Source organism: Pantoea sp. X-Soil-MYKO-1785 (genome assembly GCF_059730675.1).
In genome coordinates, this window is record NZ_AP036000.1 from 2211640 (window position 1) to 2238197 (window position 26558).

The window sequence follows — 26558 nt, forward strand, 5'->3', positions numbered from 1 at the left end:
TTTTTCAATTAAGCAAAATAAAGCCAAGCTTCTTTTCAATTTACTTAATCACACAGTCAGTGCATGATCTAAAATCTGCACATAATCAAAAAAGGATATTTAAATGAAAAAGGTAATGACTATCATTTGTGTTGCAATGACTCTTTCAGCTTGCGTCTCTAACTCGCCCCCCATCTGCTATAACGAAGCTGTTATCTATAAACAAAAGTACGACATTGCAGTTTTTAAAGTCGAGGAAGGAAAGTACCTTGCTGGCAAGCCTTTTTATACATGGACAGACAAATCACAGTTTACCGACACGGCAGCATGCGATCGATTAAACCCCTAGCGCCTGACGGTAATATGAGTCATATACATTGCAGTATATAAATCCCGGAGGGCCGCATGAATAAGCCGGCGGCCTACCCTGTGGGACCTGATAGTTAGAAGATGCAAATAGATCGCCACCGCTAGCCTCGTAGTTGCCAGAGCTATTCACTCCCCCGCTATAGCAGTTGTAAAGCGTTACTCCTGTATTTGGGAAGGCTGGGTCAAAAGGCTGACTAACTACTACCGAAACACCGCTGGTAGATGCAACCGGCTGACCGGCGTTGGTTGTTGAGCCAGTCTGCATCTGCAAGGGAAGGCAATTGCTGTGCCAGACCATCTGACCATTGTTGTACATGAAGAAGCCACCTGAAGGTACGTTTACCATCATCTTGGCAAAAACATAAATTCGGGTTGCGGTCATCGGGTAGCCAAAGTTAGGCCTGAACTGAATCGCCCAATACCCATTCTGATTAATCTCATTCCACCACACGTGATTGAATCCAGATGCCGCCAGGCTCCTGTGAAATGCTATCAAGGGAGTACTGACCGGAACGTTGGTCTGCACAATCTGACTAAAGGATGGTGTAAGATCGATTACCTGAACAAGGTTAAATGGCGTGAATGTCGGTGCAAGTTTGAATATCGGCGGATTGACTGAGTAGTCGTTATATACGAATCCTGCATAGCTCAACGTTGTAGTTGGTGTAGCGGTTACGATTAACTTTGAGACTATATCAACCCCTGCCCATGAGACAGTCTGGCCGGAAACAGATACCGTGTAAGTTATATTGCTTGTTCCCGCTGAAGTTCTTCCGCCAATTATCGCTGCGCTTATTGAGAACCCCGGCAAACTATAACTTTTGCTGCCCGTTCCTGATACTGACGCCACGTCAGCAATAAAATTGTATGACATGGCGTTTACAGCATCGAAAGAGGTTCCGTTAATAAAAGCCTGAAATCCTGCCATTACCTCTGAATCCCCATTGAGCACACCAACTGACCGCTAGCGTTGTACCAGGCGGCCCCTCTGTTATCCACTACAAACTTGCCCTGACCTGAAACTGGCCCGTTTAGCTCAAATGAACCATCGGAACGCATGATCGTCCCTGTCTGACCGGCGACGTAATTCGACGAATACCACGAGCCAACCTTGGCAAGCGTAATCGAGGCATAGTTAATGAAGGCATCCCGCATAAACACCTGTCCGTTAACGGCGGTGAATGCGAGCTGATAGGTGCCGTTGGTGGTGTTGTAGATGCCAAAGTTATCGGCACTGAACAGGGCAAATGATTGGGTTGTACCGCCATTCCCCTCCACACCAAGCTGCATGCCAGCAACATATTTGTTGCCGTTATTGTCTACCTGCACCTTCACGCCCCATTGGGCAGAAAGTTTGCCGCTGAGGTCAGAGTAAGCGCTGGAGACCTGTTGCACAGATGCTGTGTTCTGGTCTGACTGCGCCTGAATTTGCTCAAACTTCTGAGCGTAGGCGCTGTTATTGTCTGCAACCGTCTGGCTTACAGAGATGATATCGGCGCGATTGCGTCCGTAAGCTTCGAATTGGTGATCGACAGATGCATCAAGGTTCAGGGCGTTCTGCAGTATCCCCTCAATGTTCGTATCAATGTTGGAAGTAAGACGGTCGAATGCTTCCGACTCTCTTATCGCCTTATCGATGTAATCAATCATACCAGGGATGTCGGAAGATGCCTGACCCGATACCTGCACGAAAGGCGACACGCCAAACGCGTTTTTGGTCCTGACGTACATGTAGTAGGTTTTATCAGCCTTCAGGCCATGCAGTGTCCACTGTGAAGCCCTTCCGAGAAACTGCGCCTCCGTCTCCACGGCACCGATTGAGCTGGCCGGCACCTCCCCTGTGTACCAAAATTCGAATGTAGTATCTGTTGTTGCGCTGACATTCATCACCGGCACGATATCGGCCGAGAAGATGCCTGGTGTCCACTGTATGAACGAAGGTGCAGAAGGTGCGCCAATCACCAGGCTGACCTGAGTTTCGGCACCCTTCATGCCGTTTTCATTACGGCCACGCACGCCCAGCGTATAGATACCGGCATCCAGTCCATAGAAGTCATAGCGAAACTGGTCTGTTTCGTACTGAGCAACCACCTTCCCGTCCGCGTTATAAACATAGAGTTCGAACACGATCTTCTTGGTCAGCGTCGCTGTCTGCCAGGTTGCTGTGACCTGAATAGTCTCGCTGTTTACATTAATAATCCGCAGGTTTTCGATGTTCGGGACACGATATCCATTCAGGGTATCGTTAGGCGTTTCGAATACAGCGCCATCATCCACAACCGCCTGCTTGTTCGGGTCATAGAGCGTTGCTGAGATGCTGTAGACAGAGTTATTTTCGTCTTCAGAGACTCCCATAACGCGAAACAGGCGCGTTGCCACGTCACCAGTAGAGATGACGAATATCGTTCCGTCTTTAACCCAATTCGGCGCAGTGCGCAGGGTGATGATTCGACCAGAAACTGATGCGATCGGATAGCGGGTGAATTTGCCATTCGAGCCCATCAGCGACATTGTGTCGCCGCCGCCGGCCAGAGATGAAACATCGGCATCCACTGTTATCACGGCTCCGCTATGAGAAATGATGCGGCCGCCAAGCCGGGTGGCGGCATAGTCATTATCCATGACCTCAATGACATCGCCCGGAATGAAGGCGATAGCATCTCGCGCCATCTTGAAAGTGACTTTTTTGGTCTCTCTCTTGCAGGTTTCCAGCAGCCATTTCCCGGCCCGGAAAGCTTGCCCGCGGGAGGTGCAACCGAAGGCTTCCAGCGTCGTTTCGTTATAGCCGTAACGGTCAATCATCTGGTCATCAGAGACGTATTCTTTGACCTGCTCCCATCCGTTGTTTGGGTCAGTCCAGGACACTACCACGGCGTTAAAGCGCTCTGAGCGTTTCATGGAGCTGTAAGTAAACAGCCCATCCACAACGCTGGCGTTGGTTACAGCTGCCACCGGGTCCTGCGGGTTGTCCAGCATGATTGAGAAGCGCATGCCGTCCCACAGAGCAATGCCTCGGAACATGCCTGCAATCTTGTCGAGAATGTCGCGGGCGCTGGATTGCTCAGTGATATAAGCATTCAGGGTGAAGCGTGGTTCTTTGCCGCCATAGCCATCATCAACAAGCTGATCGCAGAACTGAGACAGGATATAAAGGCTGCCATCATCAACGTCGATGTAGCCTGCCCGGCGGGCAAGCCCATAACGCGTATTTTTCACTAAAGCGCGAAACAGCCATGCGGGATTATTGGTCCATGCGGATTTAAACCCGCCGGTCCAGATGCCAGTGTATGTTCTGGCGATCGGGTCATAGTTATCCGGCACATCGACAATCAAACCTCGCAGATGATATGTGCGGGTAGGCGTGTCGGTGTACTGGTCCCGGTCAATCACTGCGCCGGCTACGGCCGAATATGGGTATGACAGGCTATCGTCGGTGATTTCAGTAAAGCTGTTCCAGATCGTTCCATTAGTAAGCAGGTCGCTGGAGCTGTCAGCAGTGACGCGGCGCAGACGGATATCAAATGGCTTCTGCACCGGAGCATCAATGATATGCGCCTCAAGGTACTCGCCTGATATTTTCCCGCTGATAGTCACTGTCTTCTGGATATTCCATGAGCCGGCCGAACCGTTGCGCGTCTCGATCACCATGGTCACCGAGGTTTCGTGCTGGTTGCCTTTGGTATCCTGCTCTACCAGACCGGTTACACCGATGTTCATTCGCACGCGAGTCACGTCAGTATCAGTTACCGTGCGCACCAGCGGCGTGCTCTGCGTTACGTCCGTATTAACGATAGTGGTTGATTCAATCGCATCAAAGCCGGTGATCGGGGACTGATTTGCAGAGCCTGGCCGCCATGCCACGCTGACTCCGTTGATTGTTACGTTACCAGCTGCATCAGTAACGGGCGTCTTATTCAGCATGAACGAGGAAAGGTGGTTCTGGTCTACCGGGCCGTAAATCGGTCCTTCTGAAATGAGATCGAGGACTTTGAGAAATTGCTTTGATTTGAGGTTGTCGTCGATAAGTTTTGGAGTGCTTCCGCCACCGCCGCCTGAGCTCATGCTTTCACCTTAACTGATAGAAATATCCCAGTCCTGATTGTTGCTGGTATCAATACCGAGAGAGGTAACGTTACTGCCAACCACCATTTCGCCAAGCAGTATTGGAACCGCCCGGCCCTGGCCGATTCGGTTCTCTGCGCTGGTGAAAGAGTTGTTGGTTATGGAGTTTGTGTCCTGGTCTGCAGCGCTCTGCGTCTTCATGTGTGAGGTCATATAGAGCGAGTAAGCAACCGAGGCGACCGTGACGGCCACCATGATCCAGACTGCAGCTACGGCGCTGATTGCCCCTTCAACAATCGGCACGAATAGGACTGTCGCACCGTATTTCAGGTGCCGGTTCATGTGGAATTCGAGGTTATCCAGTGACACGTCACCGCCATCGATGCGAAGCCGCAGGCGGGTTTTATAGAAATCGCGTTTGAATTCGGGGCATTGAGCAAGCAGAAGGCGCAGGCCTTGCGAGGGTGTATCGACGTTCAGAGTGATTTGGCGGAAATGTCGTCGGAGATTCCCCGCAAATCTAAAGATGAGCATTGTTCATGCCTCCATATAGAGTGCGTCAGGGTTACATAGGCTTGCCGGTAAGGCTCGCGGCGGCTGAGGCGCCCGGCCAGTTCGTGATGGATTACGGTGTTGTCCCCGAGCCAGAGCATTGCATGGCAAGGGTCTGACTCAGGGAATGCGCGCCGAATGATGACGTCCCCCGGCAGAATGTCGGCCGGAGTAACTTCGTAAAATCCGTTGACAGCCATATTCTTCAGGTAGAGGTTCTCAGCCCTCACCCACCATCCGTTAGTGCGATCGAAGTCTGGCAGGTCGATACCGCACAGGTGGTAGGCGTCCCGGAAAAGCGTGTAGCAATCCATCACGCCATGTTCGAACCGGCGGCCCAGTAAATACGGTACCGGTCGGAACTTTCGAAGCCTGCCGGCGCTTGCCAGCCACCACTCAATGCCGGTAGATATCTGCGCCACCCTGTCGGCAGCCGAAAGAACGAGTTTTGGCTCCGGATGGGAATGAAAAACGGCGGTGATTTCTCCCGCCGCCTCTGCTCTCATCCAATCTGTATCGCTTATGCGAAAGTTTCGCCCCGGGTCCGGGTGCTGGTTATCACAACGCATGAACCGAGCGTCATCAATAATCAGGCCACACACTTCATCCCGGGATAACGCTGCATATGCCAGGCATTCATCTTCAATCATCAGGAGACCTTGGCAGAGCCGGGATAGCCGCCATAGGGCAGCGGCTCAGGTTTAGGGAATCGCATGCGGCAGCCGGTGAGATGCTTTGAGCATTTATCCCGTGACATGTCAGAGGTTGGATTATCTTTCTCATCAGCAACCGGACCGCCTGAATAGCCACAGCCGTCGCCGCGGTAAACCCACTGGCAGACATCCGCCAGAATGGTTCGAGCCGGTATAATGGCGTTATCGCAGTCAACAGGTGTCGCGAGGTTGTATGTCACGGTCTCGAATGTCTCTTCCGCCATCTCCTCGATGACGTAACGAGACACGGCTTCCATAGTCGGATCTGCATCTGCATTACCATTCGGGAAGTTCACCGCGTCGAGATGCTTCACCAGCACCTGCCGGCGCGTAACTACCGCCCCCAGTGCATCATCGAAGTCGTGGTTGATACCGGTGATAAGCCCGGTGATGTTCGCTACCTTCATCGTCGGGCGAGAGTATGTGCCTTCGGACTTGGTTTCGAATCCCTCAACCGCGATCGGATAGGCTGAGTACTGTCGGCCCTGCCAGATGACGTCGCCGTAATAGCCGTTCGTGCCTGCATGAAAGCGAATTACATCGCCGCCGAATGACTGAAGGTCCACTTCGAAAAGGTCGAGCATCGCGCCAACACCCGAGTCAGTGCTTTCGATGATTAGTTCTGCTGGTATGTCTCTCATCGTGGCACCTGCTCAAACGTGGCCATCAGTTCATGCTGATTGCCGGTCTTCTTCAGCGACCATGACCGGCACACATACAGTCTTTGCACGCCGGTATCCGATGGCGTCCAGTAGAACGCTTCAACAGCCATCCTTGCTTTCAGGAACGCATCGGCCGCTTTAGCTGCATTAGGTCGGGAGCATTTAGCATCGTCGAAGCCTGCGAACGTCAGTTGGTACCGCCCCATTAACGGGTTGATACCCTTAACCTGCCGTTGCTCATAACCATCGCCCAGCTTTACTACGGCTACATCAGGCGTACGGTCGCCCGTGAAGCCCTTTTGTGGGCTCCATGTGAAAGTTTCTGGCATGGGTTATCTACCTTTACTGAGTAAACCTGAAGGGCGCTGCTGGTCTTTGATAGTCCGAATGGCAACGGCCTGCATCATTTGCGCCATCTGCTTCTGCGTGGCTTCGTCAACGCCGCCAGTGGTTTGAATGTCGAAGTTGAAATTCATCACAAGCCCACCGCCGGCACCGCCCCCACCGCCAATATCCCGGTTGCTGATTACAGATCCATTGTCGCCGGGGATCATGTACTGGCTGCCATTGCTGGCTTTGAAGATTTCAGGCTTTCCGCCTTCGCCTACCTGATACATGCTGCTGGCATTGACGGGCCCGCCGTGCTCACGAGCGCCAGCGATTGCCAAGCCTTTAGATGCAAGTAGTGAGGTTGAATAGGCCGTAGTGCCTACAGTAGAGGCAGCACCCATGGTTGCTATTGATGCGCTAACAGCCGCAGGCGCCCACATTCCAGCTGCCGCCGTTGCTTGCGCCGCGGTTGCAGCAAGCGCTGCAGTCGCCGCCGCCTGACCTACAATCATGTTTTTTACATATTGAAGGCCCATCTCAACCAGCCCGCTAACTACGCTGTTTAGAATCGTGCTACCTATATTTGCAAATGCTTCGCTTAAGCTTTGGGTTCCATTAAGCAGCCCAGTTATGGCATTTGAAGCTCCTCCCTGCAAAGAGTCGATCGCATCTGCAAGAAGGCTGTTTGAGGCGCTCTGGTTACGATAAATTTCCCACTGAGCAGCGATTCTCTGCTGCTCATAGTGAGCATTAGCATCATTGCGTAATGCCAGCCCCTGCTCCTCCGTCAATGTTCTTTGCTGCTCGAACTGCTGAATAAGGGCTAGTTTTTGAGCGTTCTCATTCGCCAGCGCTTGTACAGGATCAATAGCTCCAGTGGCAGTCTGCTGAGGGGTGACTGCAGACTTTGCGTTGGCCTGAGCTATAAACTCTGAGTACGTCGCCGCAATGTCTGCTCGTCGCTTTTGGCTTTGCTCGAAGCTGATATCTCCGGCTGCAAGCTGCCTTTGAACCTGAGCTAAATCCTGATCTCTCTGCCTTGCTGCATTCACAAAAGCATCTTGCTCAAGAGCAGCTTTTCTATCTGCCGCTTTCTGTTGAATGTCGAATATTTGCCCGGCTTGCTGAGCGGCTTGCTTAATTTGGGTGGAAGTAGCACCAGCTCCCAGATCCTGAATTGCAGCCAGTTGAGCCGCCTCCCTGTTGAGCCCCTTGTACTGAAGCTCTGCAACAGCTACCTGATCTGTCAGCTCCTGCAGAGACTTCTGCCGGCGCTTTTCAGCCTGCTCAGCTTGTGTCTCTGCTTTTGCAGTTTCCTTGGTTGCCTTGGTTCTGCTTGACTCTGCCTGCTGGAGATCGTACTGAGCAGCAGCTAATTCCCCTGCGGTATTAATTTGGTTAGCGTTACCACCCTTGCTGGAGGCATCCATGCGAGCCTGAGTAACTGCTCGCAGACGCTTGTCGGTTATGGCGAGTAGTTTATTTTCATCTTCAAGTTGCTGATTGTACTTGTCAGCATCTGCGCTGCGAGGAATTTGCAGGCTTGAGGAATTGAACTTCTCTTTAGCAGTAGCAGCTAGGTTAACTGACTGTGCAAAGTGGTTCATCATGCCGGCAGCATCGCCCGCAGCCTTTGATTCACGGCCAAGCAAATCAATACCCGTCTTCAGCCCGGTGGTTAGCTGGGCCTGACCAAGTGTGATTGCGCTCTGAGTCTGACTGAGGCGCCGTTGTGCCTTTTCAAGGGTTTCAGCGGCGATGTTCTGCTGGTCCATTGCACCAGACAGCGCCTCTGACGCCTGCCGGCCTCGGGTGGTGTTCACTCCCCAGTTGTCGATTTCTTTGCGCAAATCCCTTACGCGATACATTGCGTTATTAAAAGCCTTCTCAGCATTTTCAACGCCGTCGGTCAGTGAAGGTAGTGCCTCTCTCAACCGCGCGATGGATGCGCCAACTTCAGTCGCAGACATTTCACGGAATTTGCTGACCAGGCCGCTGACGCTATCAGCGAGATCATTAGCTTCCTGTTTCGCCTGTTGGGCCTTCTGATAAAAATAGAATATCGCTGCGGCGGCAAGCGTGGCGACTCCTGCTGGTCCGCCGACCAAAGCCATTACACCGCGAAGGCCTGCCGACGCTGCCGATAGTGCGCCCTGAGCGGTTGCAGCGCTGTATGCGCTGGCGGCTAGGGTTAGCTGCTTCTGAGTGGCAAGAACAAGCGCCGCTACATAGCGCGATCCCATCACAGCGGTTACGGCCAGAATTACAGTCGATACTACGTCAAGGTTTTCGCTCAGGGTAATCACTGCATCATTGAAGATAGCCACGCCAGCTTTAACCGTTGCCGAACTTCCGACGAACTGAGTGATATTGTTCCCGGCTGCTTGGAATGCCTGACCTATCGTCTGCGTTGTATTGGCAAACTCGCGACCAATTGCATCGCCTTGACCCAGCAGGCCATTAACCACTACGTCTGTTGTTAACTTTCCTTGGGCCGCCATGGCTCGCATCTGGCCTATGCTGACGCCCATTGAATCAGCCAGGGCAACAATTAGCCGGTTGCCTTGCTCGTTTACTGAGTTAAATTCCTCACCCCGCAGCGCCCCTGAAGCTAAGCCCTGAGACAACTGGATGATGGCATTCTCAGCCTCCTGAGCAGTTGCGCCCGATACAACAAATCCCTGATTTATGATTGTAGTTAGCTTCGCTACATTCTCAGCGCTTGTGCCATATTCACGAGTAGCGCGCTCGAGGCGGGCATATAGGGATGCTGTTGCGTCCAGGCTTGAGCGCGTAGATTGGGTTATGTCGAAGACGCGCTGGGTAACTTCTGCGAGGCTTTCACCAGTTCGGATAGAGTTGGCAAGTTTGTTATTCAGCGTCGTCCAAGCGTCTGCATAGTTTGCAACCTGCTGGATAGAAAGAGCTGCCGTCAAAGCGCTGGCGACTTTGGATAATGAAGAAAATGACTTTTCAGCGCCAGAAACAGACTTAGACGTGCTATCGAAGCTGCCTTGCAGCTTATCCAGGCGATCATTTACCTGCTTTTGATTCTCCAGCAACTTCGCGACGTTCATTTCTACTTCATAAACGATGTTGCCAACCTGCTGCTCGCTCGCCATTCATCTATCTCCGGGCATAAAAAAACCCCGCCGTGGCGAGGTGTTTTTTTACTTTTCTTGTCAGTTACAGTTTATAGGGCGACCACGGAAGATGATTGTCCCATATGCATCATTGGTACTTTTTATTCTGAGCACTTTGTTATCTCTAATGAAGGCCCAGTAAAGTTGTTTGCCGGTGTACCCACCATATGAGTTCTTGGCATTAACAAACACGCAAGTGGAATAGCCATAGATGAACTTTCTCTGGTCAACCATTACCTCTCTACGAGGAGTGGTGAACCCAGAGAATCTAGCAGAGTCTGGGTCTTTCAGTTGCTCTCGAATTGCCCCTTCAACTAAGGACTGATAATCAGTGGGTTTGCTACCCACGTCGGCAGTTTCTAAGTTGATGTTTTTTACCGACTGCTCAAACTCTGCATCTCTTTTTTTTGCTTCTTGCATCTGTTGACTTGGTGCGCATGCAGATAAAAAGAATACCCCAGCTAACAGTGCGCCAATTGAAAATCGACTATTCATATCCCTATCCCCAAACAAAAAGATGAGATAAATCCTAGCTGGGATGCATCGCAATGGGAAGCAACAAAACTATCGAGCTTGTGTTATGACGCCTTCGCCAGTCTCTTCGCCTTTTTAGAAAGGTAGTCATCTGCAACCTGATCGTACTCTTCCCGCGTGAATCCCTTCTGGTCAGGGTATTTGGCTGCAAGCATGTGCTGAAACTCGGTCATCGTTAGTTGCTCTGCTTCTGAGCGCGCCATATTGAAATGATTTCTGGCCGCACTGACGTAATCAAAGGCATTAAACTCTGTCGTCGCCTTACCGCTTTCATGGCGCTGCAGCTGGCGTACTTTCGCTTTGCCGATGATGCCGTGTGTTATCAGGGACTGAGCGATTAGCAGCAGCTCAAAGTCCCCAATCAGGCCCATGCGGCGCTTAAATGGCCTGCCTTTTGTTCTGGCCGGACGGAGCTCACCGATAAGATCCGACAAATCATCCTCACAGCACGCCTGCATTACAGTCATGGCAGCCATAAGCGCTCTCTTGCCATAACTGCAGCTGCGGATGTGTTCGATTAGCCAGGCGGGAACGTGTCCATATGCGTCTGTTGCTCGCTCTATAAGCGGTGTCAGCTCATCGTGGTGCAGGTCTGCAAAGGTCTGAACAATTTCCTGCGGCTCACCGATTCGGCTCATTGCTGCAAATGACGGCCGGAAGAAGTATTCATCCTCACCAACCGTGATGAGGCATTCACCAATCTCTTTATACGGCGTCATGTGGTCTCCATAATCATTATCAATGGGCTGAATTCAGCCCATTTGGAATGGTTACGAAGCAGTAACCGTTACAGCCGTAGTTCCGGTAAAGTTACCATCATTCGACTTGAATGTGATCGTCGCGGTGCCAGCGGCCACACCAGTAACCAGTCCGGTGCTGTTAACGGTTGCTTTCGTAGCATCTGAGGTTGTCCATGTGCCGGACTTGTCAGTTGCATCAGCCGGTAACACGGCGCCGGTCAGCTGGCGAGTTGCACCAACTACGACGGAGGTAGTCGCTGGAGTTACGGTAACGCCTGTAGCAGGAACGCTGTCATCGGTATCTACCACCTGGATGGTATCGGCTGCCGCCACCTTAAACTCGGTGGAGAAAGTGATGATGTCGTTAGTGCCGCCATCAGAACTCAATGCGTTGATCAGCATGTACCCTTGGAAGGTGATCGGCCCGAACTCCATACGAACCCAGAGGGTGGGCTGTCGAGCTGCCTGAATTTCAGTGTTGAAATACTTAATCAGGCGACCAACACCATACTGGTCGAGCTTATCGTTACGGCGAACCTCACCCTCAAACGAGATAGTGAAGTCAGCGTTTGTAACGATGTTCTCTACGTAGCCTTTGGTGTCATCGGCATCTGACGTCACGCTGTTCGGCGAGAAGTCGAAGCCTTTACTGGTGCCGGCAGCCAAAGCCTTCCACTCTGACTCCTGCGGCACTGTATCGGCGCAACCATCAGCTACTTCGAGCACAATGGCGCGGCCAAACAACTTTGTGTTGTCCGTTGGGCAATTTGCTGCCATGGGTAATTCCTCTTTTGATTAACTTTCGCCGTAAGAACAGGCAAATTGCAGGCGCCAGACCATACGCCCCTCTGCCGTGGGGATTGGTGATGGTATGCCACCCATATTGGTGATTTGGCCGACGCAGGGGTCGCTGATAGGGTTTTGCTGCACGTAGTCGATGATTGCCTGCACGTCAGACTCTGACTTTGCGTAATCTCCTGCAGACTTGCCGGTGATCAGGTCAACAAGCACGTAATGGTCGGAACCGATATCTCTGTCTACCGGCGTGCCGCCATTCGGCCGGAATACGATGAACCGCTGCTTCAGGTCACCCGTATCAGTCCAGATGAGTGACTGAACCGTGTATCCGGAAGTCAGGCCGGCACCGATAAGAAGATTTTTAACGCGCTGATGCATCGGAGGATTCACAAGCTCATCTCCTTTTTAATGGTTCGGTCGATGAGGTCCCGAGTATCCTCGAAGCCTTTGGTCAAAAACTCCTTCTGGGCTGTCGCCCGGCGGAAGGTCTGCGGCACATTCGGGTCGTGAACATAAACCGCATAGTTTGCTGAGTAGCCAACCCGCCCGGTTAACCTCGTACCTTTGATGTCGAGCTCTCGATACTGGCTGTTGATGAGCGTGGACGTGTCGATAGGCGTATACAGCGCTGCCTGTGATGAACCGATGATTAATGCGCTCTGAATAGCTCTGACAGCCTTCCTGCCCTGAATGTCACCAATCAGTGCGTTGAGGTTCTGCTGAGCCTGTCGGATACCGCGGACTTTTACTCCCATATCAGGCCCCCGTCAGGATTGCGTAATCATCAGCCACCCGCTCAAAGGTGTCCGCATAGCGAATTGCCTGCATAACCTCATCAGCGCCCGCTGCGATCGGGTCTGGATTGCTCGACGCACCAATCAGGATGTAATCACCGGTATCTGCCAGTGCGTACTCCGTCCATATGGTGTTCTTAACTACCTTCTCGCCGCCAATCACCCCTAACCGCTTGCTCAGTCCACCCTGATAGTCGCAGGCAATCACCATCGGCTCAGACCAGCCTAGAGAATCTCCGTACTCATCCAGCCCTAAAGGCTTCCAGATGGTCGCCTGAGCTGTGTATGACCAACTGGCTAAAGATGACATGTCATTCCTCGAGGACTTTTTTTATGCAGATAGATTCAATGGTTTTAATGCTGATATAGCGGTCATCACCCACCGGGATGAATGTGCATGATGGATTGCCGCTTGTGATGCTCAGCAAGCCCTCAATTGCATAGAGGTTCATAGTTTCGCCCGAGTAGTTTTCGGCAACTCCCGCGAGATTGCATTTGATGTCGAAAATTACTGCTTTGAGCCTTTTGGCTTGAGTTGCCATCTCATCCCCTCCAGCTGATTACAGTGGGCTTTTCAGCAGCGATGCGAGGGCAGTTAATGCGCCACTCGCCAGCCTCGTTAACGTATCCGGTAGCCTGCGCGCCGGTATCGGTTTTCACCCACACCCGGCTGAATGCCCTGGGTAGCCTTTCTGCTACAGGAATCCACATCAGCAGCCTCCCACAACGTCAAAGAAACCAACGCTGCTGCCTACATCAATTGGTAGTGCTGACGTACAGCCAGACGTATCCAGCGCGGCGAGAGTGTTGCGCATAGTCTTCACATCACCGCTGTAATCGAATGACCGGGACGCCCCTGAAGGCGCTGACTGTGATTTGATGCGCTGGCTGTATGCGGTGATAGCCATCAACGTCACGGCGTACACCTGAATCAGCATCAGATCGCATTCATCGTAGCCAGCCGCCTCCAGGCACATGCTGATACCGCCTAACTTGCACAGGTAGGCGTCAATCATGAAGTCCGGGACGGAGTATCCCAGCGCAGATAACTGCTGTTTAACCTGCGCTGCCGTTATCTGCACTGCCATGGTTACTTATCCTTTTTGGTTGCGGCTGCCAGCGCTGCTTCGGCATCGTCAGCTCGCTTGGTTTCTGGTTCCAGAGCTGCTGCGTGCTCTTTCTCTTTGCTCACAGCGGCATCCTGCAGAGATTTAATCTGCGCATTCGCATCGTCGAGCTTCGATTGCAGCACCGATGTGTCAGTGCTTACAGGTGCAGACGGTGTAGCCACTTCGAAGGTCAGCTTCTCACCTTTCTTCTCGTTGGTTTTCTCCACCTTACCCTGTGCGATCCACTTTTCAGCGACCGAATCCTCTACGTCATAAACCTGGCCAGCCTCCAGTTTCTGGAAGCCGGCACCGGCAAAGAGGTTTGAAACCAATACCTTTACGAGTGCCATATTTTTTCCTTAGCTCGACGCGTGAATGACGGAGTATTTGTTGTTGATGTCCTGCTTAACCATCAGACCCATTGCACCCCATGTACGCCAGATGTAATCGCTGTTGTAGAACGGGCGCGGGTCGGCAACGGTGCCGATAGCCTGACCGACGATCGGAGCGATGACGCCTGCAGTCAGTGGCACAATCAGGATTTCGTTACCTGACAGCTGCGCATCTTCTTTGATGGCCGCGATACCAGACAGCTTCAGAAGCTCTTCCAGAACGGTGCGGGTTGCGTTCACGTCGAAGTAACGCTCAAGGTTCGACATGACCTCTGCCGACACGTACCACGTCTGCGGTGCGTACTGGCTGTTGGTCACACGGACCACATCACGCAGGGCGATCGCATTGGTGCGCAGCGCTACCGGATCGGTGCTGATTGCAAAGTTGAAGGTCAGAGTCACCTGAGCAACGCGCTCGTCAGCCTTCAGGCCTTTCCAGGTCAGGCCGTCAAACTTAACGTAGTTGCCTTCTGAATCTCGGAAGCCGTTGAACATATAGTCAACGTACTGACGCTGAACGTCTTCAACAGAGCCGCTTTGCGCATCAGCCTGAGACTGGAGTGCTGACGGGCTGTTAAAGATTGGGTCACGCCAGGTGAACTTGAAGCCTGAGTCATGCACCGGAACCATGGTGCCGTCAAAGGTGTAGCTCTTAGCATCCAGCGCCGCGCCGATCTGACCGGACATGGATGTGTGCGCCCAGCCGCGGCCACCGGTACGAGCGTAATCGTAGCGTGACTGTTCAATGCGCACTGAGCGAGACAGCGGCATCAGGTCATTCAGCAGGGTGAACTGAGTGGTTGGCTCGAACTGAGCCAGAACGGTGGTATCGAAGGCGCGGTAAAGGCGGCGGATATCGTCAACAGCATTGACGGCATCGAGGCGTCCGGCATCTTCACGAATGCCACGCACGCGACCGAGGAAATCGGCAGCAGCCTGAGCACCCGCATTACGCGCCATTTGTAGTTCGGCAAACTGCGACTGGTTAACCTCGAGGTTTCCAGTGCGCTCGCCCAGGGAACGGGAAAATACAAACATTCAGGTGCTCCTTACTTGATCACAACGCGCAGCAGGTCACCTGCAGCGGCGGTATAGGCTTTGTCTTCTTCGACATAGCAGCGAACGGACTCATCAGCGGCGTGCGCTTTGACCTGCCCGTTAGCGATTGAAAGCGGCTGGCCTTTTTTGTAGGTGCCGGCCGCAGCGCGTACGTTCAGGAACATGCCCTGCATTGGCTGGATACCCACGACCAGTTCGCCAGCCGGAATGCTGTCATCAACAGTCAGGCAGCGTAGGTAGTCGTAGTTGGCGACATAAAGAATCGCTTCTTCATTACCATCAACCGATGCAGTGAATTTGCCCGCATCAAAGAAACCGATAGTGCCAGGCTTGGTGGCTGCTGCCGCGGCACCTTCACGATTCAGGAGCGGATTAGGGAATACACCGCCCGCGTGAATTACATGCTTTCCAACTTTAGCCATCATTTACTCCGGCATTTCGCTGAGGGTTTTATCTGAGTTGACCTGACGGAAAGAACCGTTGAGGCCGGTAGTGGTCTGGCACTGTGCATACAAGCCATCCAGCGCAGCACCATCGAGAGCATTGACGGCCAGATCGTCCAGACCAAATTTCGCTTTCACGGCGCTACGTTTTTCGCCCTTTTCTTTGTCTGCGTTAACCGCCAGGCCGCTTTCAATGGTGCTCAGTTTGTCGGCAAATGGCTTGAACCATGCCGGGGCCTGCTCGCTGTTCGTTGCTGTCTCTTTGGCTTTCTTATCAGCCTCTTCTTTCTCTTTCTTGGCCTTTTCATCGGCTTCGGCTTTCGCTTTAGCGTCATCAGCTGCCATCTGGTTGTAAGCGTCCATCAGCTCAGCATCGGACTTGCCTTCAACGTCGATGCCTTTCGCTTTCAGCGCATTGGTGATGAGTTCTTTCATCGGGTTTTCTTCCTCTTTGACGGAATTGCTGTTGGCGCTGAAAAACGCCTTTAGCTGGTTGAAAAGTGTTTTAAGGGCGGGGTCTTGCGGTAAATCAGGGTCTGGCGTCTCGGCTTCAGCCAGGTTCACCACTTCCAGTTCCTGCTCGGAGCCATCGGAGTTGACGAAGATGCCGACGCCCTCCTCTGGTGTGCCGGCGCCCGGCTCGTCAAGCAAGTTGGCCACATGGTCAAACATCATGTTGGTGACGATTTCGCGGTACTTCTTGCCCTTCGACTCGCCATTAGCGGCGATGCCGGAGTAAAGAAGCCCTGTAGAAATGTGGATTGGCTCAACATTTTTACGCGCTGCCATATCATCAAGTCGATTGACCAGCCGCTGGCCTTTCTCAGTTGATTCGGCATAACGGCGATCAACGTACATGTCGCCAGAAACCTTGCCATCCTTGTGTTCTACATCCTGCAGCCATGCGCCTACGTGGTATTCATTGACCGCCTGAACATCGCGGGCTGAGACGTGTTTGCCATCAACTTTTGGATGCCCCAAAGGCATAGGGGTGCGCTCAAGGGTTTTGTAGCCCTTAGCGATTTCTGCTGCCGTATACAACTTGCCGTTCATCACGATGTCGTCAACGATAGGCGTGACGCCACGGACCACAATGTGTGGCCTGCCGTTGATGATTTCTGTTGTGATGTTTGACGCAGAGTTGACGACGGACAGCACGTTAACGCGATTGCGTTTCATGCTGTGTCCTTGTTGGATGATTTAAGGCAATAAAAAAGGCCGCCTTAGCGACCTACTTTAGAAATTTAAACTCCCATCTAAAGGAGCTATAAACATACTCCCCACCATCCTCCCTGTCGGTGAGCTTGGCGCAAATTTCAAACTGACTACCTAAAGGATAAACCGTCAAGTCAGATAGCTTTTTTGAGCACTCAACGGCTAGAGATTCTGAAGCCCACTGACCGCCAAGCGGCCTGATATGCACTTTCCCTTTCCTCCCTGACATCTTCTCAGGAAGATAGCTTTCCACCTTCAGCATGCGATATGGTTCGTCTGGTTTTGCCATAAAATCCTCTTTGCAAAACCATTCTTTTATCACGATGCATCGAATGATTTCCATCGCTTACGCTCTTCGGTCAACCTGCTGACCAAGCCTTCATTAACTACCTTGCCCGAATCGTCGAGAATGACCGGTATCTGGCTGCAGTAGCAGTGATAGCGGTTGCCATTTTCGGCGTAAAAAGCCTCAACCTCTTCAGTGGTGTAGGTCCTGCCATGCCTGGCTGCGTGCCACGATCGCGTCGTAGGCTTTAGCGCCGACAGCCAGAGAACTGCAGTATTCAGTCCCAGCCGTTCACGTGCCCAGTCAGTTTCCTGCCACTGAGCCTTACGAAGCGCACCAACCTGCTCGGTCTGCGCCATGTTCTTGGCCCGAGCCATTGAGACGTCGAGCCTCTGGCTGATGATTCGCGCCGTTTCTTTTGGGTTGATGCCGCGACCTATCGAATCGGCTATCACATTAGCCAGGTCACCACGCGCCCGGTCAGACTCAAGCAGCCAGTCGCTGTACGTCGATACGTACGCTGCTGCCACCTGATTCTGGTATGCGGCCGAGTTGAGTAGCTGCTGAAGCGTCGTCTGCTGCTCGTAGATGGGCGACTGCACCGACAGATTGGTGAAGGCTTGATGAGTACCGCGCTCATATTCTGCCGCGACGTACTGAAGCGCCCACAAGCTGTTGCTACCGCCTTCCAGCAGGTAATCATCAAGGATGAGCTGGACACGCTGCAGCAGGTCAGCCAGTTGAGGTGCCGACATGTCGTAGATGTGCGCGCCGGCATTCACCTGATAAATCACGTTGCCATGCACCGCATAGCTCTGCGTGTTGCTCGCCCTCTCCTGCCCGGTCAGGCGCTCATCGAATAGCCTCTTCAGTGCTACCTTAATCTGGTAGTAGCGATTCTCGATGTCGCGGAACATCCGGTTAACAGGCCGGGCGGATTGCGTCGGGTCAGCTTTGTTTCGGGGTACTATTGGCGTCCCGATTCGGGTTTTCGCTGTCATCGTCATCTGTCAGCGGGTCCTTATCGGTTAATTTTTTGTTTGGGTCAGGCGTGGCTGGCGCTTTGCGTGGCTCAAGTTCGCCAACTGTCCGCACCTCATTTTCGTCAACGGCTGGAGTGCCAAAGGCCGCCTGAGTATCTTTCGCCACGGTAGCCATTGCCTGCATATTGGCGATCTTCTCTTTCTCACTTGGGGCTAGCAAGTCAGACCACGCCAGCGTGACTTCACCTGACTTAGGAGCCTCAATTACACCCAGCGCCCAGAATCGTTCCAGCAGCGTCTGCACAACAGAGCTCATGAAACCCCATCGGCGCGCATTGCATCGTTTAGCCCAGTCTGCTTTATCCTGGTCTGATGCCAGCCGGCCAGTCTGCTGACCAAACAGAATGGTGAACGGGCACTGAATTGATGCTGCGAACTCGTTAGCGGTAACTTCCCACGTTGGCTTTGGGTCTGCCGGGGCAACGGAGAGCACAGAAGGCGTTCCTGCCTGCATCACCAGCGCCGCATCTGTCCCTCGATTCATCTTAGCGACCTTGTCGTTAAGTGCCTCGCCCAGGTCTTTGAATCCAGCATCGGTGGCCGCCCTTTTTAGCGAGTCCATGTCGGTTTCTTTATCGAAAGCGATGCCTAGTTGACGGCTGGCATTCTTCAGGAATCCCTCAGAGCTACCACCTGATACCTTTTCAAGGTCTAGCAGCTTGTTGTACCCGGCTCGGAGATAAGGAACGCCCGAAAGCATGTTTTCGTCTTCTGAACCTTCGCAGAGGATGATGACGCGATCTGGATGCACCGTTACGCCGCGCACCGGTCCGTATGTGCCGTCATCACCAACAGGCTGCTCATTGAAGTTGTAGGACACCGGCTGACCGTAGGTTTCGGATAGCGTGTCGGTATCAAAATTTCCGGGCCTAACCTGAGACTCCCACGCGGGGATAAGCTTCACGATCGCCTTATCAGCAAGCCGGCCAACAACAACGCGATCAACTGGCTGGCTCCATTCCCTGCCATCTCTGAACTGAATCAGGATCGCCGAGTACCGGCCGATGAGGTTGCGTCGGTCAGCATCCTTAATCTTCGGCCAATGCTTTTTCAGCAATTTCGTTACTGTCTTTTCCCACGCTGTGGTTTCGGTAGACTCTTTGTTTTCTTCACCGTCAATAATGGTCGGGTTATCCACCCAGCAGGAGTCGAGAAGCTTGTGTACGGCGGCATAGCCAACGGCATTACGCTCATAGGCGCGGTAGTAACGGTCAAATTCAAGATTTTCCGGGTAACCGAACTCATCCCAAAGCTTTGTGCGCTTGGTGTTCCCGGGTCGACCCGCATACATCATTCGCTGGCGCCCTATCTCATGAGCGAGGGCGTTCACAAGGAATTGTTCCCCGTTGCTTAGTTCACTCACTGATGAGCTCCTTAGAAGAATATTGCGCCGGTCTGTTTGTGATTCGTTTTCGCCACAGCAAAGTAGCGGAACGCATCAGCGCCGTGCGATGTGAAGTCGTGCAAAGGCTTGTCTTTCCAGCAGCCGCGTTTGTCGTCCCACTCCTTGCGGTACCCCTCAAGGTGAGAGATGCCCTGCTCGCATTTGGATGCGTCAAATGCGCACTTAGGAAGAATTTCGCGCACAGAGTCGATGCCGGTATCAACACCAAGCTTTGGTGCGACCTTGAAGCGGATTGAATAAACCCGGCCGTCGATTTCAAAGCCTTCTGCCGCTATCTGCCTACGGCTCTTGCCATCACCGGCAAACTCACGGTTATCGATATCGTGCGGCGCCCAGTGATCGCCATACTCATAGCCGCGGTCTTTCAGCACCTTCATGTAATGCCGTAGACCTTCACCGCTGTTCTCGTAGTAGTCGATGACGTGGAATTCATCGCCGACTTCACGGATGAACCATATAGCTGTCGAGTCGCCTACCCCGATATCCCAGAAGGTGTGAACCAGCTGATGAGAGTTATCAAGTAACTCACCAACTCTTTTATTTGTGTAGAGCCAGCGGAATTGCTTGGCGTAATAAGCACCCTCTACCGACTGCTCGAATGCTTCAGCAGGTATTGACGGATACTCGCGCTTCATATCATCGCCGAGCGTCTTCTCTTTGGCGTAATACCAGGCTTTCTGGCGATCATTGAGAATGACGCCGTGCTTCTGCTCAATATCGTCAAAGTAATCGTCGAGGCGTTGCGGTAGAGGCTCTACGGGGTCGATTGCATACAGGGGATTCTTCCACCAGGAGAAGAAGAAAAACTTCCAGTCCAGACTCGAAAGCGTCTTTCCCTGCAACTGGGCTTTCTCAGCGGTCTGGCAATAATCAAAGAAGTAACTGGCCCGCCCTTCTGCTGTGCTCTCAATAGTGGTGAAGCAATCGCTGGATACAGCCTCAAACGCACCAGTGACAATCTCACGGGCTTTGTCGGGGAACTTAGCGCATATCTTCCCAAACTCGGAAACGTGCAGGAAACGCAGCGTTCCGCCACGGAATGACGTGCTGACGTAAAGTGACCCGCCCTTTCTGAATACCAACTCACCCGCCGAATCATTGCTCGCCGGATTGGCAGCCCTGATTTCTGCCGGCAGCCGGTCATAGGCGTACTTCACCTTTTCCCGGAACAGGCGCTTAGCATCGTTGAGGGTGTGGGCGATCAGGGCGCACTTGGCAGCCTCGAACAAAGCCGCATCCAACTGGATAATGCAGACTTCTGTGGTGAAACCAAGCTGACGTGCTTTAAGGATGATGTTGCGTGTGTGCATGCCCTCGAAGTACTCGAGCTGCTCCGGTGTCATTTTGAACCGGACTGGCTTGCCTTCTTTGTCGGTAATCCAGTAGAGATTATTCAGACGCCAGAGCTTTTCACGCAGAAGCGCGATGTGTTCAGGCTTCATGATTACCCCTTGGCTAAATCATCCATCAAATCGGAAAGTTTCTTCGTTGATTCGTCGCCGGTCGGGCCGTCGATGTCATATGCCTGACGCTCAAGGCCAATCAGAGTTTTCAGCGTGTCGGATAAATCTTTCATCGACTTAACCCGACCAGGCATGCTGATAACCTTGTGGTAGATTTCGTTGAGCTTGTCCTGCCCTTTGTCGTCAGGGCTAAGCATCAGTTCGCCAAGCTGTTCCAGTGCGCCTACGTCAGCGCACTGCGCTTCGAGTTCACCAAACAATGAGCTGGAGATGTTACGTGCTCGGCGAATGTCCCCACGATGCTCCATGCGGACATTGGCGATTACCTCAGCGTTGGCCTCGATAAGTATCCGCTCGTTGGTAGCCGTTTCAGTGGATACCTGTTTGGATACCTCACGTTTGGATACCAATGCGTCAGCCTTGGCTTTTATCTTCGCCTTGAGGTCTCGCTCCCATCCGTCACGTTTTGCACGCTTGTTTATCGCGCCGTGAGTGATGCCATGCTGTGAAGCTATTTCACGGATAGACATCAAGCCAGCCCGGTAAGCCGACTCGATGGCCTCCCAATCTGGTGTTGCCATAGTTATCTGTGCCTTAATGGTGTGGTTAATATCAATTGGAATGCATTCATGAAAAGCAAAGACGAAAGATATCTTGAGTTAATGAAAGAACTAGATCGTGCAGATGAAGAGATTAAATGCCTGTTCTTAAATATGGCTAACAAGGACTTTAGTTATGATTTCTTTATGGCTATAGGTATTGCAAGAAGAAGTTGCGCTTTAACTTCCGGCTTCAAGGCAATGCTTAGGGACCGAAACTCTTTATGTGCATTAGCTTTAGTGCGGATGCAATTAGACAACTCGCTACGCCTTTACGCTGGCTTCTTCTCCAAAGATAGAATCAAATTTTCTAAGGATGTCTTGAATGGAAAGATTATCAGCAAGATGAAGGCAGATGATAACCAGCCAATGACAGATAATTATCTTGCTCGGCGGGTGAGTAGAGTTAACCCTTGGGTTATCAATGTCTATAAGAAGACTAGTGGTTACATACATTTTTCAGAAGAGCACATCAAAGAAGCCCTTCGGCATAGAGGCGGCGAAAACTTCGAGCTTATTATCGGGCCAAACGATTTTGACAGAGAAGATGTGCACTTCCTTGAGCCTTTGGAGTGCTTCACCCACATTACATCTATGATAAAAGTCCAGCTTGAAGACTGGCTGGGGTTGCTGGATAGGTCTCAGATTTAAAGCTCATCATCAGGCGCACTCGCAAATGCGCCTTGTGATGGTCACTTTGGTAGTCCGGGGATGGTGATCTGCCCATGCTGATCGATTCGCTCAATGCGAGCGAGCAATTGAGGCTTTTTAACCCTTCCCCAGCGGTTAAGTAATCTGCCGGACATGCTGGCAACATCCTTCTCTTTCATAAACTCAAGCACAGCAGCATTTCTCTCTGCCTCAAGGTTTGCAACGCCCTGCCGGATCATGTCGGTCATCCAGTTGAAAGCTGCGATGTAAGCCTCTTTGAATGCCATTGCCGCCTTGCCGGTAAAGCTGAATACCAGCATCGTCCATCCATCTCGGGTCATCTGATAAAATGGCTGTGGCTTACCATTCTGTAACTCATTGTTTTCATGGCAAAGCGTAAAATTGCGCTCTGCGAACTCTGTTGAGCACTGACTGATAACGCTTCGTGTTTTTCGCAGGACGTCTTTGTGATCCTTGCCAAAAGCCTTCGCCACTTTGAAAGTGTCAGTTGATGACTCCGCGCCGGTCAGGAACACCAGCTCACGGAAGTCCATACCATTAACTACAGTTGGATATGTCATTGCGTTTCTACCTTTTAGAAAGTGAGCCTGTTCGCACAGAAAAGCCGCCCGAGAGAGGTCGCCACCTATAACGGCTGTTCTCAGGCTCGCTTACTGAAAGGCTCTCGTTGAGATGCGCATGCGACTGCGCTGTGGGTTACTTCAGACGTAAAAAAAGCCGCACCATCACTGGCGCAGCTCTCATTTCTTACAGCTTAAATTACTTTTTGCGGACCGCGTGAACACTACCTCAGGCATTGCTCTCTGATGTACTGCTGCAATCCAGCTATTTGCTTTCCGGCAACTTCGATTCGCTCTCTGAGGGTGAAATAATCCCGTTGAGCGGCGTCAGTAAGTCGGGCGCTGGCTGCATCATCCATGCCGGCGGCTCCGGATGAAGATTGTTTCTGGCAGGTGGCGTTGAGCTGCAACCGACGCTTGCCAGTAGCAACATCATCATGCAGCTGATCGATAGTCGCTTTAGCATCAGCTAGCTCCTTCGTGTATTTCTCATCGAGTGCCGCCACATCGCGCTGGCGCGTCTGCATGTCGGTGATGGTGTCATGAGCCAGCTTGAGATTGCTGGTTGCGGTGTCACGCTGTGCCTTGTAGTCAATGGCATTGCCGCGGTAATAAAGCGCGAAAGCTACCGAGGTGGCTAATAGCAGCAGAGCTAGCAGGATGAGCGCAGTGAGCACTTTAGCCTTTGAGGTCATCTGCACTCTCCGCCAGGCACATGGTCCGCTCCATATCCCGGCGGTTCATCAGTCCACGCCATTTCTGGCCGCCCGCATAAATCCAGCGGCGTAATTCTTCACATGCGCCATCTACATCACCGGCATTCAGACGCTTAAGCAGTGTCGATTTCGAGAACGCGTTTGTGCCAACGTTATAGGTGAAGCTGTACAGTGCGGCCCGCTGATATTCACCCAGTGGAATTTTGACCATTCCATCAACCGCCTTCTTGACTGGCTGCAGATCGTTCCACATCAGGCGGTCGCATTCGCGGTCGGTGTACTTCTTACCCTTTATGATGTCGGTGCCAGTGTGGCCGTCGCAGACAGTCCAGACGCCCGCCACATCTTTGTAAGGCTCGTATACCCTTCCCTCTACTCCATCCTTTCCGCCGAGGAATACCGTGGCGATAGCCATAGCTCCGCCACCCGCGACAGCAATAAGCTTATTGCGCAGGCTGTTTGACATAGCCATGGGTTAATCCTCGTTGATGTCCGGAGCAGTAGGCCAGCGCTGAAGGGCTTTAATCTGCGCTATCGTTGTTTTACGCTTGTAATACCAGTTGATGCCGAGCGTGAAGAGCGCGACCAGAATACCGGCCAGTACGCCCACAGCACTCCATTCATCGGGACTTAACCGGGTCAGCAGACCATTGGCAATCGTCCCGGCAGATGCGCCATATGCTGCGCCTGATGCCAGTTTGCTCATATCAATACTCATGTGACCCCCGGTTACGGGGACAGGCTCAATTAGGAATTGTCTACTTTCTGAACTGAGCAAGTCCGGTTAGTCTTTTCTTGTCGAGAGAAAACACCGCACCGCCGTTGGGTAGCCAATAAGAAATAATCCGCCATTGTGCGGATTTTTTTATGCGTAAAAGATCGCCCGCTGCCACTTAGGGAAATCTGTGAGGTCGCAGTGATTGGCAGGGGCGAAAACAGAAAAGGCCAGCTCTATGGCTGACCTTTGAAATAGTTTAGTAGCGTTACTTATCCGCAATAGGGTATGCGGTGAATCTTATCCCCAGGAGGGTATAGAAATAAAAAAACGCCCTCGCAGTTGGTGAGACCGCAGGGCGCTTTGACTATCACAAATCGATGGAACTGACTTAATTCTGTTGCTCAACGACTTCTGTCCCGAGCATAACAGAAATGTACCAGGTCCACGTCTCGTTATCAAATAGATTTTACGACTTTTTGCATTTAAGCAGCATTTTTGTGATTTATCCCATTCAGTTCCTGCTTTATAGCGTGATATAGGGATGCTTCCAGTAACTCACGGCACCACCTAATTCGCTTTCGGCTGGTCTCAATATGGATTCCAGTAAGGCGGGATAGCTCAAAGGCAATATCTTGCGCGCATTTGCGTTCGCAGTAGTATTTAATTGCCACATGTCGGATCGGATTGTTTGGCGCAAAGATACGGCAGATAACAGATTCAACTAAGTCGGCGTCTTCCTGTTCGTTGGCGCGGTCGAGAAGATTGCTGACTGAATTCTGTGGATTGATGATTTGCTTTGCCTTGATGAATAACTCATCGCCGCGGTATCCCTGCTTATGGAGGTTTTCGACGACTTCCATAATTCGCTCTGACTCCCGGTCATTCCATTCCTTGCGGATCATTAGTCGGCCGATAACGCTCACCTTCCCGACGTCAGGCCCCACATAGCCGCCATACTTCTCGCCCCACATATCGAGCAGGCATCTTACCCAGGCTGATTGAAGCGGAGTGATAAGCTTTACCGGCTTCAGGTATTGTTTCTTCAGGTCTGATTTACGCATGACCAGTGCAAGCTGAGCTAAGGTGTCAGACTGCATGCTTCACCCCCATCATCTTCGCCGTGTTCCGGATTATCCGGTAGTTGATCTCGTACATGCCGCGCATCTTGAGAATGCGAAGACGTAGCCACTTCTCTCTTAGGTATTCGGTCATGATGACCTCCCGGTTAGCGCCTTTATGGCCTTGTATTTCTGCTTAAATCGATGGCCCTTGTTCATTGCCCTTAGTGATGACATTCGCTTGCGGTGCAGAGCGTGTTTGCGAGGAAGCCAGATGAAAAGAAATGTCACCCACACGGCGATTACGAAAACTGCGTCCCAGTTCATGCTGCTTCCCCCTGCTTAACCAATTCGCGCAGCAAAGCTCTGTAACGCGCCCTGAGGCCGCCAAGTTCTTCTCTGGTGTATCGGTGAGGTTCGTTGTTTGATTCGAGCGCCAGAACGCGCTGAAGGCCGATTCTGGTGATGAGGTTGATACGGTACTGCTGTTGATTGCCGGATAGCTGGACGTTACAGCGATGACACTGTTTTGCCAGATTGTCTTCGTTGTAGCGGAGTTGTGATGCCGCGCCGCGTGACCGGTAATGCCCCGCTTCCCACTGAACCGTCTCCCAAGTGCCGCAACTTATGCACGGTAAGTCCCTGTCCCTTCCCTTTGTGATGTAGTCGTTAACAGCTCGCTGGGTTAAGTCTTCCCAGTGCTTTAGCGGCTTCAGGTCTGACTTGCGCTTATTCCAGGCACGACGGGCTTCAGCGTCAGTTTCCTTCTGCTGCTTATCTTTCTGTCGTTGCTGGTATTGGTATGCGCAGGATGGGGTGCAGATGTACTGGAGAGGTCTGGCTGGGATGAATTTGGTTTTGCAGTGCTTACAGGTTTTCGGCTTAGGGGGTTTCGGCTGCGTGCCTTTAGCCATCACTTTCTCCTGTCATGTCGAAGTTCGGATCGCTTACCACCCATGAATCTACGCACGCCGAGCAACAGTAAACTTCCTCCGTGGTGAGCAATGCTGGACAGCCAACGCACTTGATAGCAAAGGTATCTCCAGGCGCATCGCAACGGGAAGTAGTCGAAGTGTTCTGCATACCAGTAGTCCTCGTTACAGGCTTCACAGTTAGCCCCGTAGTGATACTTGTCTTCTGAGGT

33 protein-coding genes are annotated in these 26558 nt (G+C 52.2%); 2 read left to right on the top strand and 31 right to left on the bottom strand.

The window, feature by feature from the left end; all coding sequences use genetic code 11:
• Positions 1-103 precede the first annotated feature (103 nt).
• Entirely contained in the window at positions 104-328 is a 225-nt protein-coding gene (gene cor / locus AC6I8D_RS10555) for a phage exclusion lipoprotein Cor (protein WP_312759579.1), read from the top strand.
• Here cor and AC6I8D_RS10560 read toward each other — a convergent pair.
• The 24 genes from AC6I8D_RS10560 to AC6I8D_RS10675 form a co-directional block, all read right to left on the bottom strand.
• On the bottom strand, positions 317-1276 hold the full coding sequence (locus AC6I8D_RS10560) for a hypothetical protein (RefSeq protein ID WP_497820150.1): 960 nt from the start codon (positions 1274-1276) through the stop codon (positions 317-319). The two genes, cor and AC6I8D_RS10560, sit on opposite strands and share 12 nt — an antisense overlap.
• Positions 1276-4410: a TipJ family phage tail tip protein gene (locus AC6I8D_RS10565; protein ID WP_497820151.1), complete on the bottom strand. Its 3135-nt coding sequence runs from the start codon at positions 4408-4410 to the stop codon at positions 1276-1278. Before AC6I8D_RS10565 ends, AC6I8D_RS10560 begins: the two co-directional genes overlap by 1 nt.
• 9 nt (positions 4411-4419) lie before the next feature.
• Positions 4420-4944, bottom strand: a complete 525-nt coding sequence (locus AC6I8D_RS10570; protein WP_497820152.1) for a tail assembly protein — start codon at positions 4942-4944, stop codon at positions 4420-4422.
• Positions 4887-5612, bottom strand: coding sequence for a C40 family peptidase (locus tag AC6I8D_RS10575; RefSeq protein ID WP_497820153.1), 726 nt, complete (start codon positions 5610-5612; stop codon positions 4887-4889). Before AC6I8D_RS10575 ends, AC6I8D_RS10570 begins: the two co-directional genes overlap by 58 nt.
• Complete coding sequence (locus tag AC6I8D_RS10580) at positions 5612-6316, bottom strand: phage minor tail protein L (RefSeq protein WP_233985006.1); 705 nt, start codon at positions 6314-6316, stop codon at positions 5612-5614. The genes AC6I8D_RS10575 and AC6I8D_RS10580 overlap by 1 nt, the downstream gene beginning before the upstream one ends.
• Positions 6313-6666 (bottom strand): phage tail protein, encoded by a 354-nt coding sequence (locus AC6I8D_RS10585; protein WP_497820154.1) that lies wholly within the window; start codon positions 6664-6666, stop codon positions 6313-6315. Before AC6I8D_RS10585 ends, AC6I8D_RS10580 begins: the two co-directional genes overlap by 4 nt.
• A gap of 3 nt (positions 6667-6669) precedes the next feature.
• The gene (locus tag AC6I8D_RS10590; protein ID WP_497820155.1) at positions 6670-9789 is read right to left on the bottom strand and encodes a tape measure protein; all 3120 of its coding nucleotides are present in this window, start codon (positions 9787-9789) and stop codon (positions 6670-6672) included.
• A gap of 60 nt (positions 9790-9849) precedes the next feature.
• Complete coding sequence (locus AC6I8D_RS10595) at positions 9850-10305, bottom strand: hypothetical protein (protein ID WP_480255221.1); 456 nt, start codon at positions 10303-10305, stop codon at positions 9850-9852.
• A gap of 83 nt (positions 10306-10388) precedes the next feature.
• On the bottom strand, positions 10389-11063 hold the full coding sequence (locus AC6I8D_RS10600; protein ID WP_497820156.1) for a DUF6246 family protein: 675 nt from the start codon (positions 11061-11063) through the stop codon (positions 10389-10391).
• A gap of 51 nt (positions 11064-11114) precedes the next feature.
• Positions 11115-11861: an Ig-like domain-containing protein gene (locus AC6I8D_RS10605; RefSeq protein WP_497820157.1), complete on the bottom strand. Its 747-nt coding sequence runs from the start codon at positions 11859-11861 to the stop codon at positions 11115-11117.
• Between the two features lie 18 nt (positions 11862-11879).
• Positions 11880-12272 carry a phage tail termination protein gene (locus tag AC6I8D_RS10610; RefSeq protein WP_187493361.1) on the bottom strand — a complete coding sequence of 131 codons (393 nt, stop codon included), beginning with the start codon at positions 12270-12272 and terminating at the stop codon, positions 11880-11882.
• Positions 12269-12637 (bottom strand): HK97 gp10 family phage protein, encoded by a 369-nt coding sequence (locus AC6I8D_RS10615; RefSeq protein ID WP_187493362.1) that lies wholly within the window; start codon positions 12635-12637, stop codon positions 12269-12271. The genes AC6I8D_RS10610 and AC6I8D_RS10615 overlap by 4 nt, the downstream gene beginning before the upstream one ends.
• Before the next feature lies 1 nt (position 12638).
• The gene (locus AC6I8D_RS10620) at positions 12639-12986 is read right to left on the bottom strand and encodes a hypothetical protein (protein WP_497820158.1); all 348 of its coding nucleotides are present in this window, start codon (positions 12984-12986) and stop codon (positions 12639-12641) included.
• A gap of 1 nt (position 12987) precedes the next feature.
• A complete protein-coding gene (locus AC6I8D_RS10625) occupies positions 12988-13218 on the bottom strand; it encodes a hypothetical protein (RefSeq protein WP_497820159.1) in 231 nt (76 codons plus the stop codon).
• 168 nt (positions 13219-13386) lie between these two features.
• Positions 13387-13764 carry a DUF7370 family protein gene (locus AC6I8D_RS10630; RefSeq protein ID WP_497820160.1) on the bottom strand — a complete coding sequence of 126 codons (378 nt, stop codon included), beginning with the start codon at positions 13762-13764 and terminating at the stop codon, positions 13387-13389.
• Positions 13765-13766: 2 nt separating this feature from the next.
• Complete coding sequence (locus AC6I8D_RS10635; protein WP_497820161.1) at positions 13767-14135, bottom strand: hypothetical protein; 369 nt, start codon at positions 14133-14135, stop codon at positions 13767-13769.
• A 9-nt stretch (positions 14136-14144) separates the two neighbouring features.
• Complete coding sequence (locus AC6I8D_RS10640; RefSeq protein ID WP_497820162.1) at positions 14145-15215, bottom strand: major capsid protein; 1071 nt, start codon at positions 15213-15215, stop codon at positions 14145-14147.
• Between the two features lie 11 nt (positions 15216-15226).
• Entirely contained in the window at positions 15227-15658 is a 432-nt protein-coding gene (locus tag AC6I8D_RS10645; RefSeq protein ID WP_497820673.1) for a hypothetical protein, read from the bottom strand.
• 3 nt (positions 15659-15661) lie between these two features.
• Positions 15662-16858: a DUF2213 domain-containing protein gene (locus tag AC6I8D_RS10650; RefSeq protein WP_497820163.1), complete on the bottom strand. Its 1197-nt coding sequence runs from the start codon at positions 16856-16858 to the stop codon at positions 15662-15664.
• Between the two features lie 52 nt (positions 16859-16910).
• Complete coding sequence (locus AC6I8D_RS10655; RefSeq protein WP_497820164.1) at positions 16911-17237, bottom strand: hypothetical protein; 327 nt, start codon at positions 17235-17237, stop codon at positions 16911-16913.
• Positions 17213-18181, bottom strand: a complete 969-nt coding sequence (locus AC6I8D_RS10660; RefSeq protein ID WP_497820674.1) for a phage minor head protein — start codon at positions 18179-18181, stop codon at positions 17213-17215. Before AC6I8D_RS10660 ends, AC6I8D_RS10655 begins: the two co-directional genes overlap by 25 nt.
• Positions 18129-19517 carry a DUF1073 domain-containing protein gene (locus AC6I8D_RS10665; RefSeq protein WP_497820675.1) on the bottom strand — a complete coding sequence of 463 codons (1389 nt, stop codon included), beginning with the start codon at positions 19515-19517 and terminating at the stop codon, positions 18129-18131. The genes AC6I8D_RS10660 and AC6I8D_RS10665 overlap by 53 nt, the downstream gene beginning before the upstream one ends.
• 80 nt (positions 19518-19597) lie before the next feature.
• On the bottom strand, positions 19598-21070 hold the full coding sequence (locus AC6I8D_RS10670) for a terminase (RefSeq protein ID WP_497820165.1): 1473 nt from the start codon (positions 21068-21070) through the stop codon (positions 19598-19600).
• 2 nt (positions 21071-21072) lie between these two features.
• Complete coding sequence (locus tag AC6I8D_RS10675; RefSeq protein WP_497820166.1) at positions 21073-21672, bottom strand: hypothetical protein; 600 nt, start codon at positions 21670-21672, stop codon at positions 21073-21075.
• A gap of 48 nt (positions 21673-21720) precedes the next feature.
• On the opposite strand from AC6I8D_RS10675, the gene AC6I8D_RS10680 reads away from it, so the two are divergent.
• On the top strand, positions 21721-22341 hold the full coding sequence (locus AC6I8D_RS10680; RefSeq protein ID WP_497820167.1) for a hypothetical protein: 621 nt from the start codon (positions 21721-21723) through the stop codon (positions 22339-22341).
• 41 nt (positions 22342-22382) lie between these two features.
• On the opposite strand, the gene AC6I8D_RS10685 is transcribed toward AC6I8D_RS10680, so the two are convergent.
• From AC6I8D_RS10685 to AC6I8D_RS10715, 7 genes are all read right to left on the bottom strand, one after another.
• Entirely contained in the window at positions 22383-22922 is a 540-nt protein-coding gene (locus tag AC6I8D_RS10685; protein ID WP_497820168.1) for a Rha family transcriptional regulator, read from the bottom strand.
• Positions 22923-23146: 224 nt separating this feature from the next.
• Positions 23147-23617: a lysis protein gene (locus AC6I8D_RS10690; protein ID WP_497820169.1), complete on the bottom strand. Its 471-nt coding sequence runs from the start codon at positions 23615-23617 to the stop codon at positions 23147-23149.
• Entirely contained in the window at positions 23601-24104 is a 504-nt protein-coding gene (locus AC6I8D_RS10695; protein ID WP_078805263.1) for a lysozyme, read from the bottom strand. The genes AC6I8D_RS10690 and AC6I8D_RS10695 overlap by 17 nt, the downstream gene beginning before the upstream one ends.
• Positions 24105-24113: 9 nt before the next feature.
• Positions 24114-24356 carry a phage holin gene (locus AC6I8D_RS10700; RefSeq protein ID WP_039660053.1) on the bottom strand — a complete coding sequence of 81 codons (243 nt, stop codon included), beginning with the start codon at positions 24354-24356 and terminating at the stop codon, positions 24114-24116.
• A 482-nt stretch (positions 24357-24838) separates the two neighbouring features.
• The gene (locus AC6I8D_RS10705) at positions 24839-25453 is read right to left on the bottom strand and encodes a hypothetical protein (protein ID WP_497820170.1); all 615 of its coding nucleotides are present in this window, start codon (positions 25451-25453) and stop codon (positions 24839-24841) included.
• Complete coding sequence (locus AC6I8D_RS10710) at positions 25443-25568, bottom strand: YlcG family protein (protein WP_223563945.1); 126 nt, start codon at positions 25566-25568, stop codon at positions 25443-25445. Before AC6I8D_RS10710 ends, AC6I8D_RS10705 begins: the two co-directional genes overlap by 11 nt.
• Before the next feature lie 169 nt (positions 25569-25737).
• Positions 25738-26328, bottom strand: coding sequence for a recombination protein NinG (locus AC6I8D_RS10715; protein ID WP_497820171.1), 591 nt, complete (start codon positions 26326-26328; stop codon positions 25738-25740).
• Between the last annotated feature and the right edge of the window lie 230 nt (positions 26329-26558).

What these genes read in the sequence shown, in the direction of transcription:
- cor (WP_312759579.1), top strand. Translation starts at nt 104, where the DNA reads ATGAAAAAGGTAATGACTATCATTTGTGTTGCAATGACTCTTTCAGCT.
- AC6I8D_RS10560 (WP_497820150.1), bottom strand. Translation starts at nt 1,276, where the DNA reads ATGGCAGGATTTCAGGCTTTTATTAACGGAACCTCTTTCGATGCTGTA.
- AC6I8D_RS10565 (WP_497820151.1), bottom strand. Translation starts at nt 4,410, where the DNA reads ATGAGCTCAGGCGGCGGTGGCGGAAGCACTCCAAAACTTATCGACGAC.
- AC6I8D_RS10570 (WP_497820152.1), bottom strand. Translation starts at nt 4,944, where the DNA reads ATGCTCATCTTTAGATTTGCGGGGAATCTCCGACGACATTTCCGCCAA.
- AC6I8D_RS10575 (WP_497820153.1), bottom strand. Translation starts at nt 5,612, where the DNA reads ATGATTGAAGATGAATGCCTGGCATATGCAGCGTTATCCCGGGATGAA.
- AC6I8D_RS10580 (WP_233985006.1), bottom strand. Translation starts at nt 6,316, where the DNA reads ATGAGAGACATACCAGCAGAACTAATCATCGAAAGCACTGACTCGGGT.
- AC6I8D_RS10585 (WP_497820154.1), bottom strand. Translation starts at nt 6,666, where the DNA reads ATGCCAGAAACTTTCACATGGAGCCCACAAAAGGGCTTCACGGGCGAC.
- AC6I8D_RS10590 (WP_497820155.1), bottom strand. Translation starts at nt 9,789, where the DNA reads ATGGCGAGCGAGCAGCAGGTTGGCAACATCGTTTATGAAGTAGAAATG.
- AC6I8D_RS10595 (WP_480255221.1), bottom strand. Translation starts at nt 10,305, where the DNA reads ATGAATAGTCGATTTTCAATTGGCGCACTGTTAGCTGGGGTATTCTTT.
- AC6I8D_RS10600 (WP_497820156.1), bottom strand. Translation starts at nt 11,063, where the DNA reads ATGACGCCGTATAAAGAGATTGGTGAATGCCTCATCACGGTTGGTGAG.
- AC6I8D_RS10605 (WP_497820157.1), bottom strand. Translation starts at nt 11,861, where the DNA reads ATGGCAGCAAATTGCCCAACGGACAACACAAAGTTGTTTGGCCGCGCC.
- AC6I8D_RS10615 (WP_187493362.1), bottom strand. Translation starts at nt 12,637, where the DNA reads ATGGGAGTAAAAGTCCGCGGTATCCGACAGGCTCAGCAGAACCTCAAC.
- AC6I8D_RS10620 (WP_497820158.1), bottom strand. Translation starts at nt 12,986, where the DNA reads ATGTCATCTTTAGCCAGTTGGTCATACACAGCTCAGGCGACCATCTGG.
- AC6I8D_RS10625 (WP_497820159.1), bottom strand. Translation starts at nt 13,218, where the DNA reads ATGGCAACTCAAGCCAAAAGGCTCAAAGCAGTAATTTTCGACATCAAA.
- AC6I8D_RS10630 (WP_497820160.1), bottom strand. Translation starts at nt 13,764, where the DNA reads ATGGCAGTGCAGATAACGGCAGCGCAGGTTAAACAGCAGTTATCTGCG.
- AC6I8D_RS10635 (WP_497820161.1), bottom strand. Translation starts at nt 14,135, where the DNA reads ATGGCACTCGTAAAGGTATTGGTTTCAAACCTCTTTGCCGGTGCCGGC.
- AC6I8D_RS10640 (WP_497820162.1), bottom strand. Translation starts at nt 15,215, where the DNA reads ATGTTTGTATTTTCCCGTTCCCTGGGCGAGCGCACTGGAAACCTCGAG.
- AC6I8D_RS10645 (WP_497820673.1), bottom strand. Translation starts at nt 15,658, where the DNA reads ATGGCTAAAGTTGGAAAGCATGTAATTCACGCGGGCGGTGTATTCCCT.
- AC6I8D_RS10650 (WP_497820163.1), bottom strand. Translation starts at nt 16,858, where the DNA reads ATGAAACGCAATCGCGTTAACGTGCTGTCCGTCGTCAACTCTGCGTCA.
- AC6I8D_RS10655 (WP_497820164.1), bottom strand. Translation starts at nt 17,237, where the DNA reads ATGGAAATCATTCGATGCATCGTGATAAAAGAATGGTTTTGCAAAGAG.
- AC6I8D_RS10660 (WP_497820674.1), bottom strand. Translation starts at nt 18,181, where the DNA reads ATGACAGCGAAAACCCGAATCGGGACGCCAATAGTACCCCGAAACAAA.
- AC6I8D_RS10665 (WP_497820675.1), bottom strand. Translation starts at nt 19,517, where the DNA reads ATGATGTATGCGGGTCGACCCGGGAACACCAAGCGCACAAAGCTTTGG.
- AC6I8D_RS10670 (WP_497820165.1), bottom strand. Translation starts at nt 21,070, where the DNA reads ATGAAGCCTGAACACATCGCGCTTCTGCGTGAAAAGCTCTGGCGTCTG.
- AC6I8D_RS10675 (WP_497820166.1), bottom strand. Translation starts at nt 21,672, where the DNA reads ATGGCAACACCAGATTGGGAGGCCATCGAGTCGGCTTACCGGGCTGGC.
- AC6I8D_RS10680 (WP_497820167.1), top strand. Translation starts at nt 21,721, where the DNA reads ATGAAAAGCAAAGACGAAAGATATCTTGAGTTAATGAAAGAACTAGAT.
- AC6I8D_RS10685 (WP_497820168.1), bottom strand. Translation starts at nt 22,922, where the DNA reads ATGACATATCCAACTGTAGTTAATGGTATGGACTTCCGTGAGCTGGTG.
- AC6I8D_RS10690 (WP_497820169.1), bottom strand. Translation starts at nt 23,617, where the DNA reads ATGACCTCAAAGGCTAAAGTGCTCACTGCGCTCATCCTGCTAGCTCTG.
- AC6I8D_RS10695 (WP_078805263.1), bottom strand. Translation starts at nt 24,104, where the DNA reads ATGTCAAACAGCCTGCGCAATAAGCTTATTGCTGTCGCGGGTGGCGGA.
- AC6I8D_RS10700 (WP_039660053.1), bottom strand. Translation starts at nt 24,356, where the DNA reads ATGAGTATTGATATGAGCAAACTGGCATCAGGCGCAGCATATGGCGCA.
- AC6I8D_RS10705 (WP_497820170.1), bottom strand. Translation starts at nt 25,453, where the DNA reads ATGCAGTCTGACACCTTAGCTCAGCTTGCACTGGTCATGCGTAAATCA.
- AC6I8D_RS10710 (WP_223563945.1), bottom strand. Translation starts at nt 25,568, where the DNA reads ATGACCGAATACCTAAGAGAGAAGTGGCTACGTCTTCGCATTCTCAAG.
- AC6I8D_RS10715 (WP_497820171.1), bottom strand. Translation starts at nt 26,328, where the DNA reads ATGGCTAAAGGCACGCAGCCGAAACCCCCTAAGCCGAAAACCTGTAAG.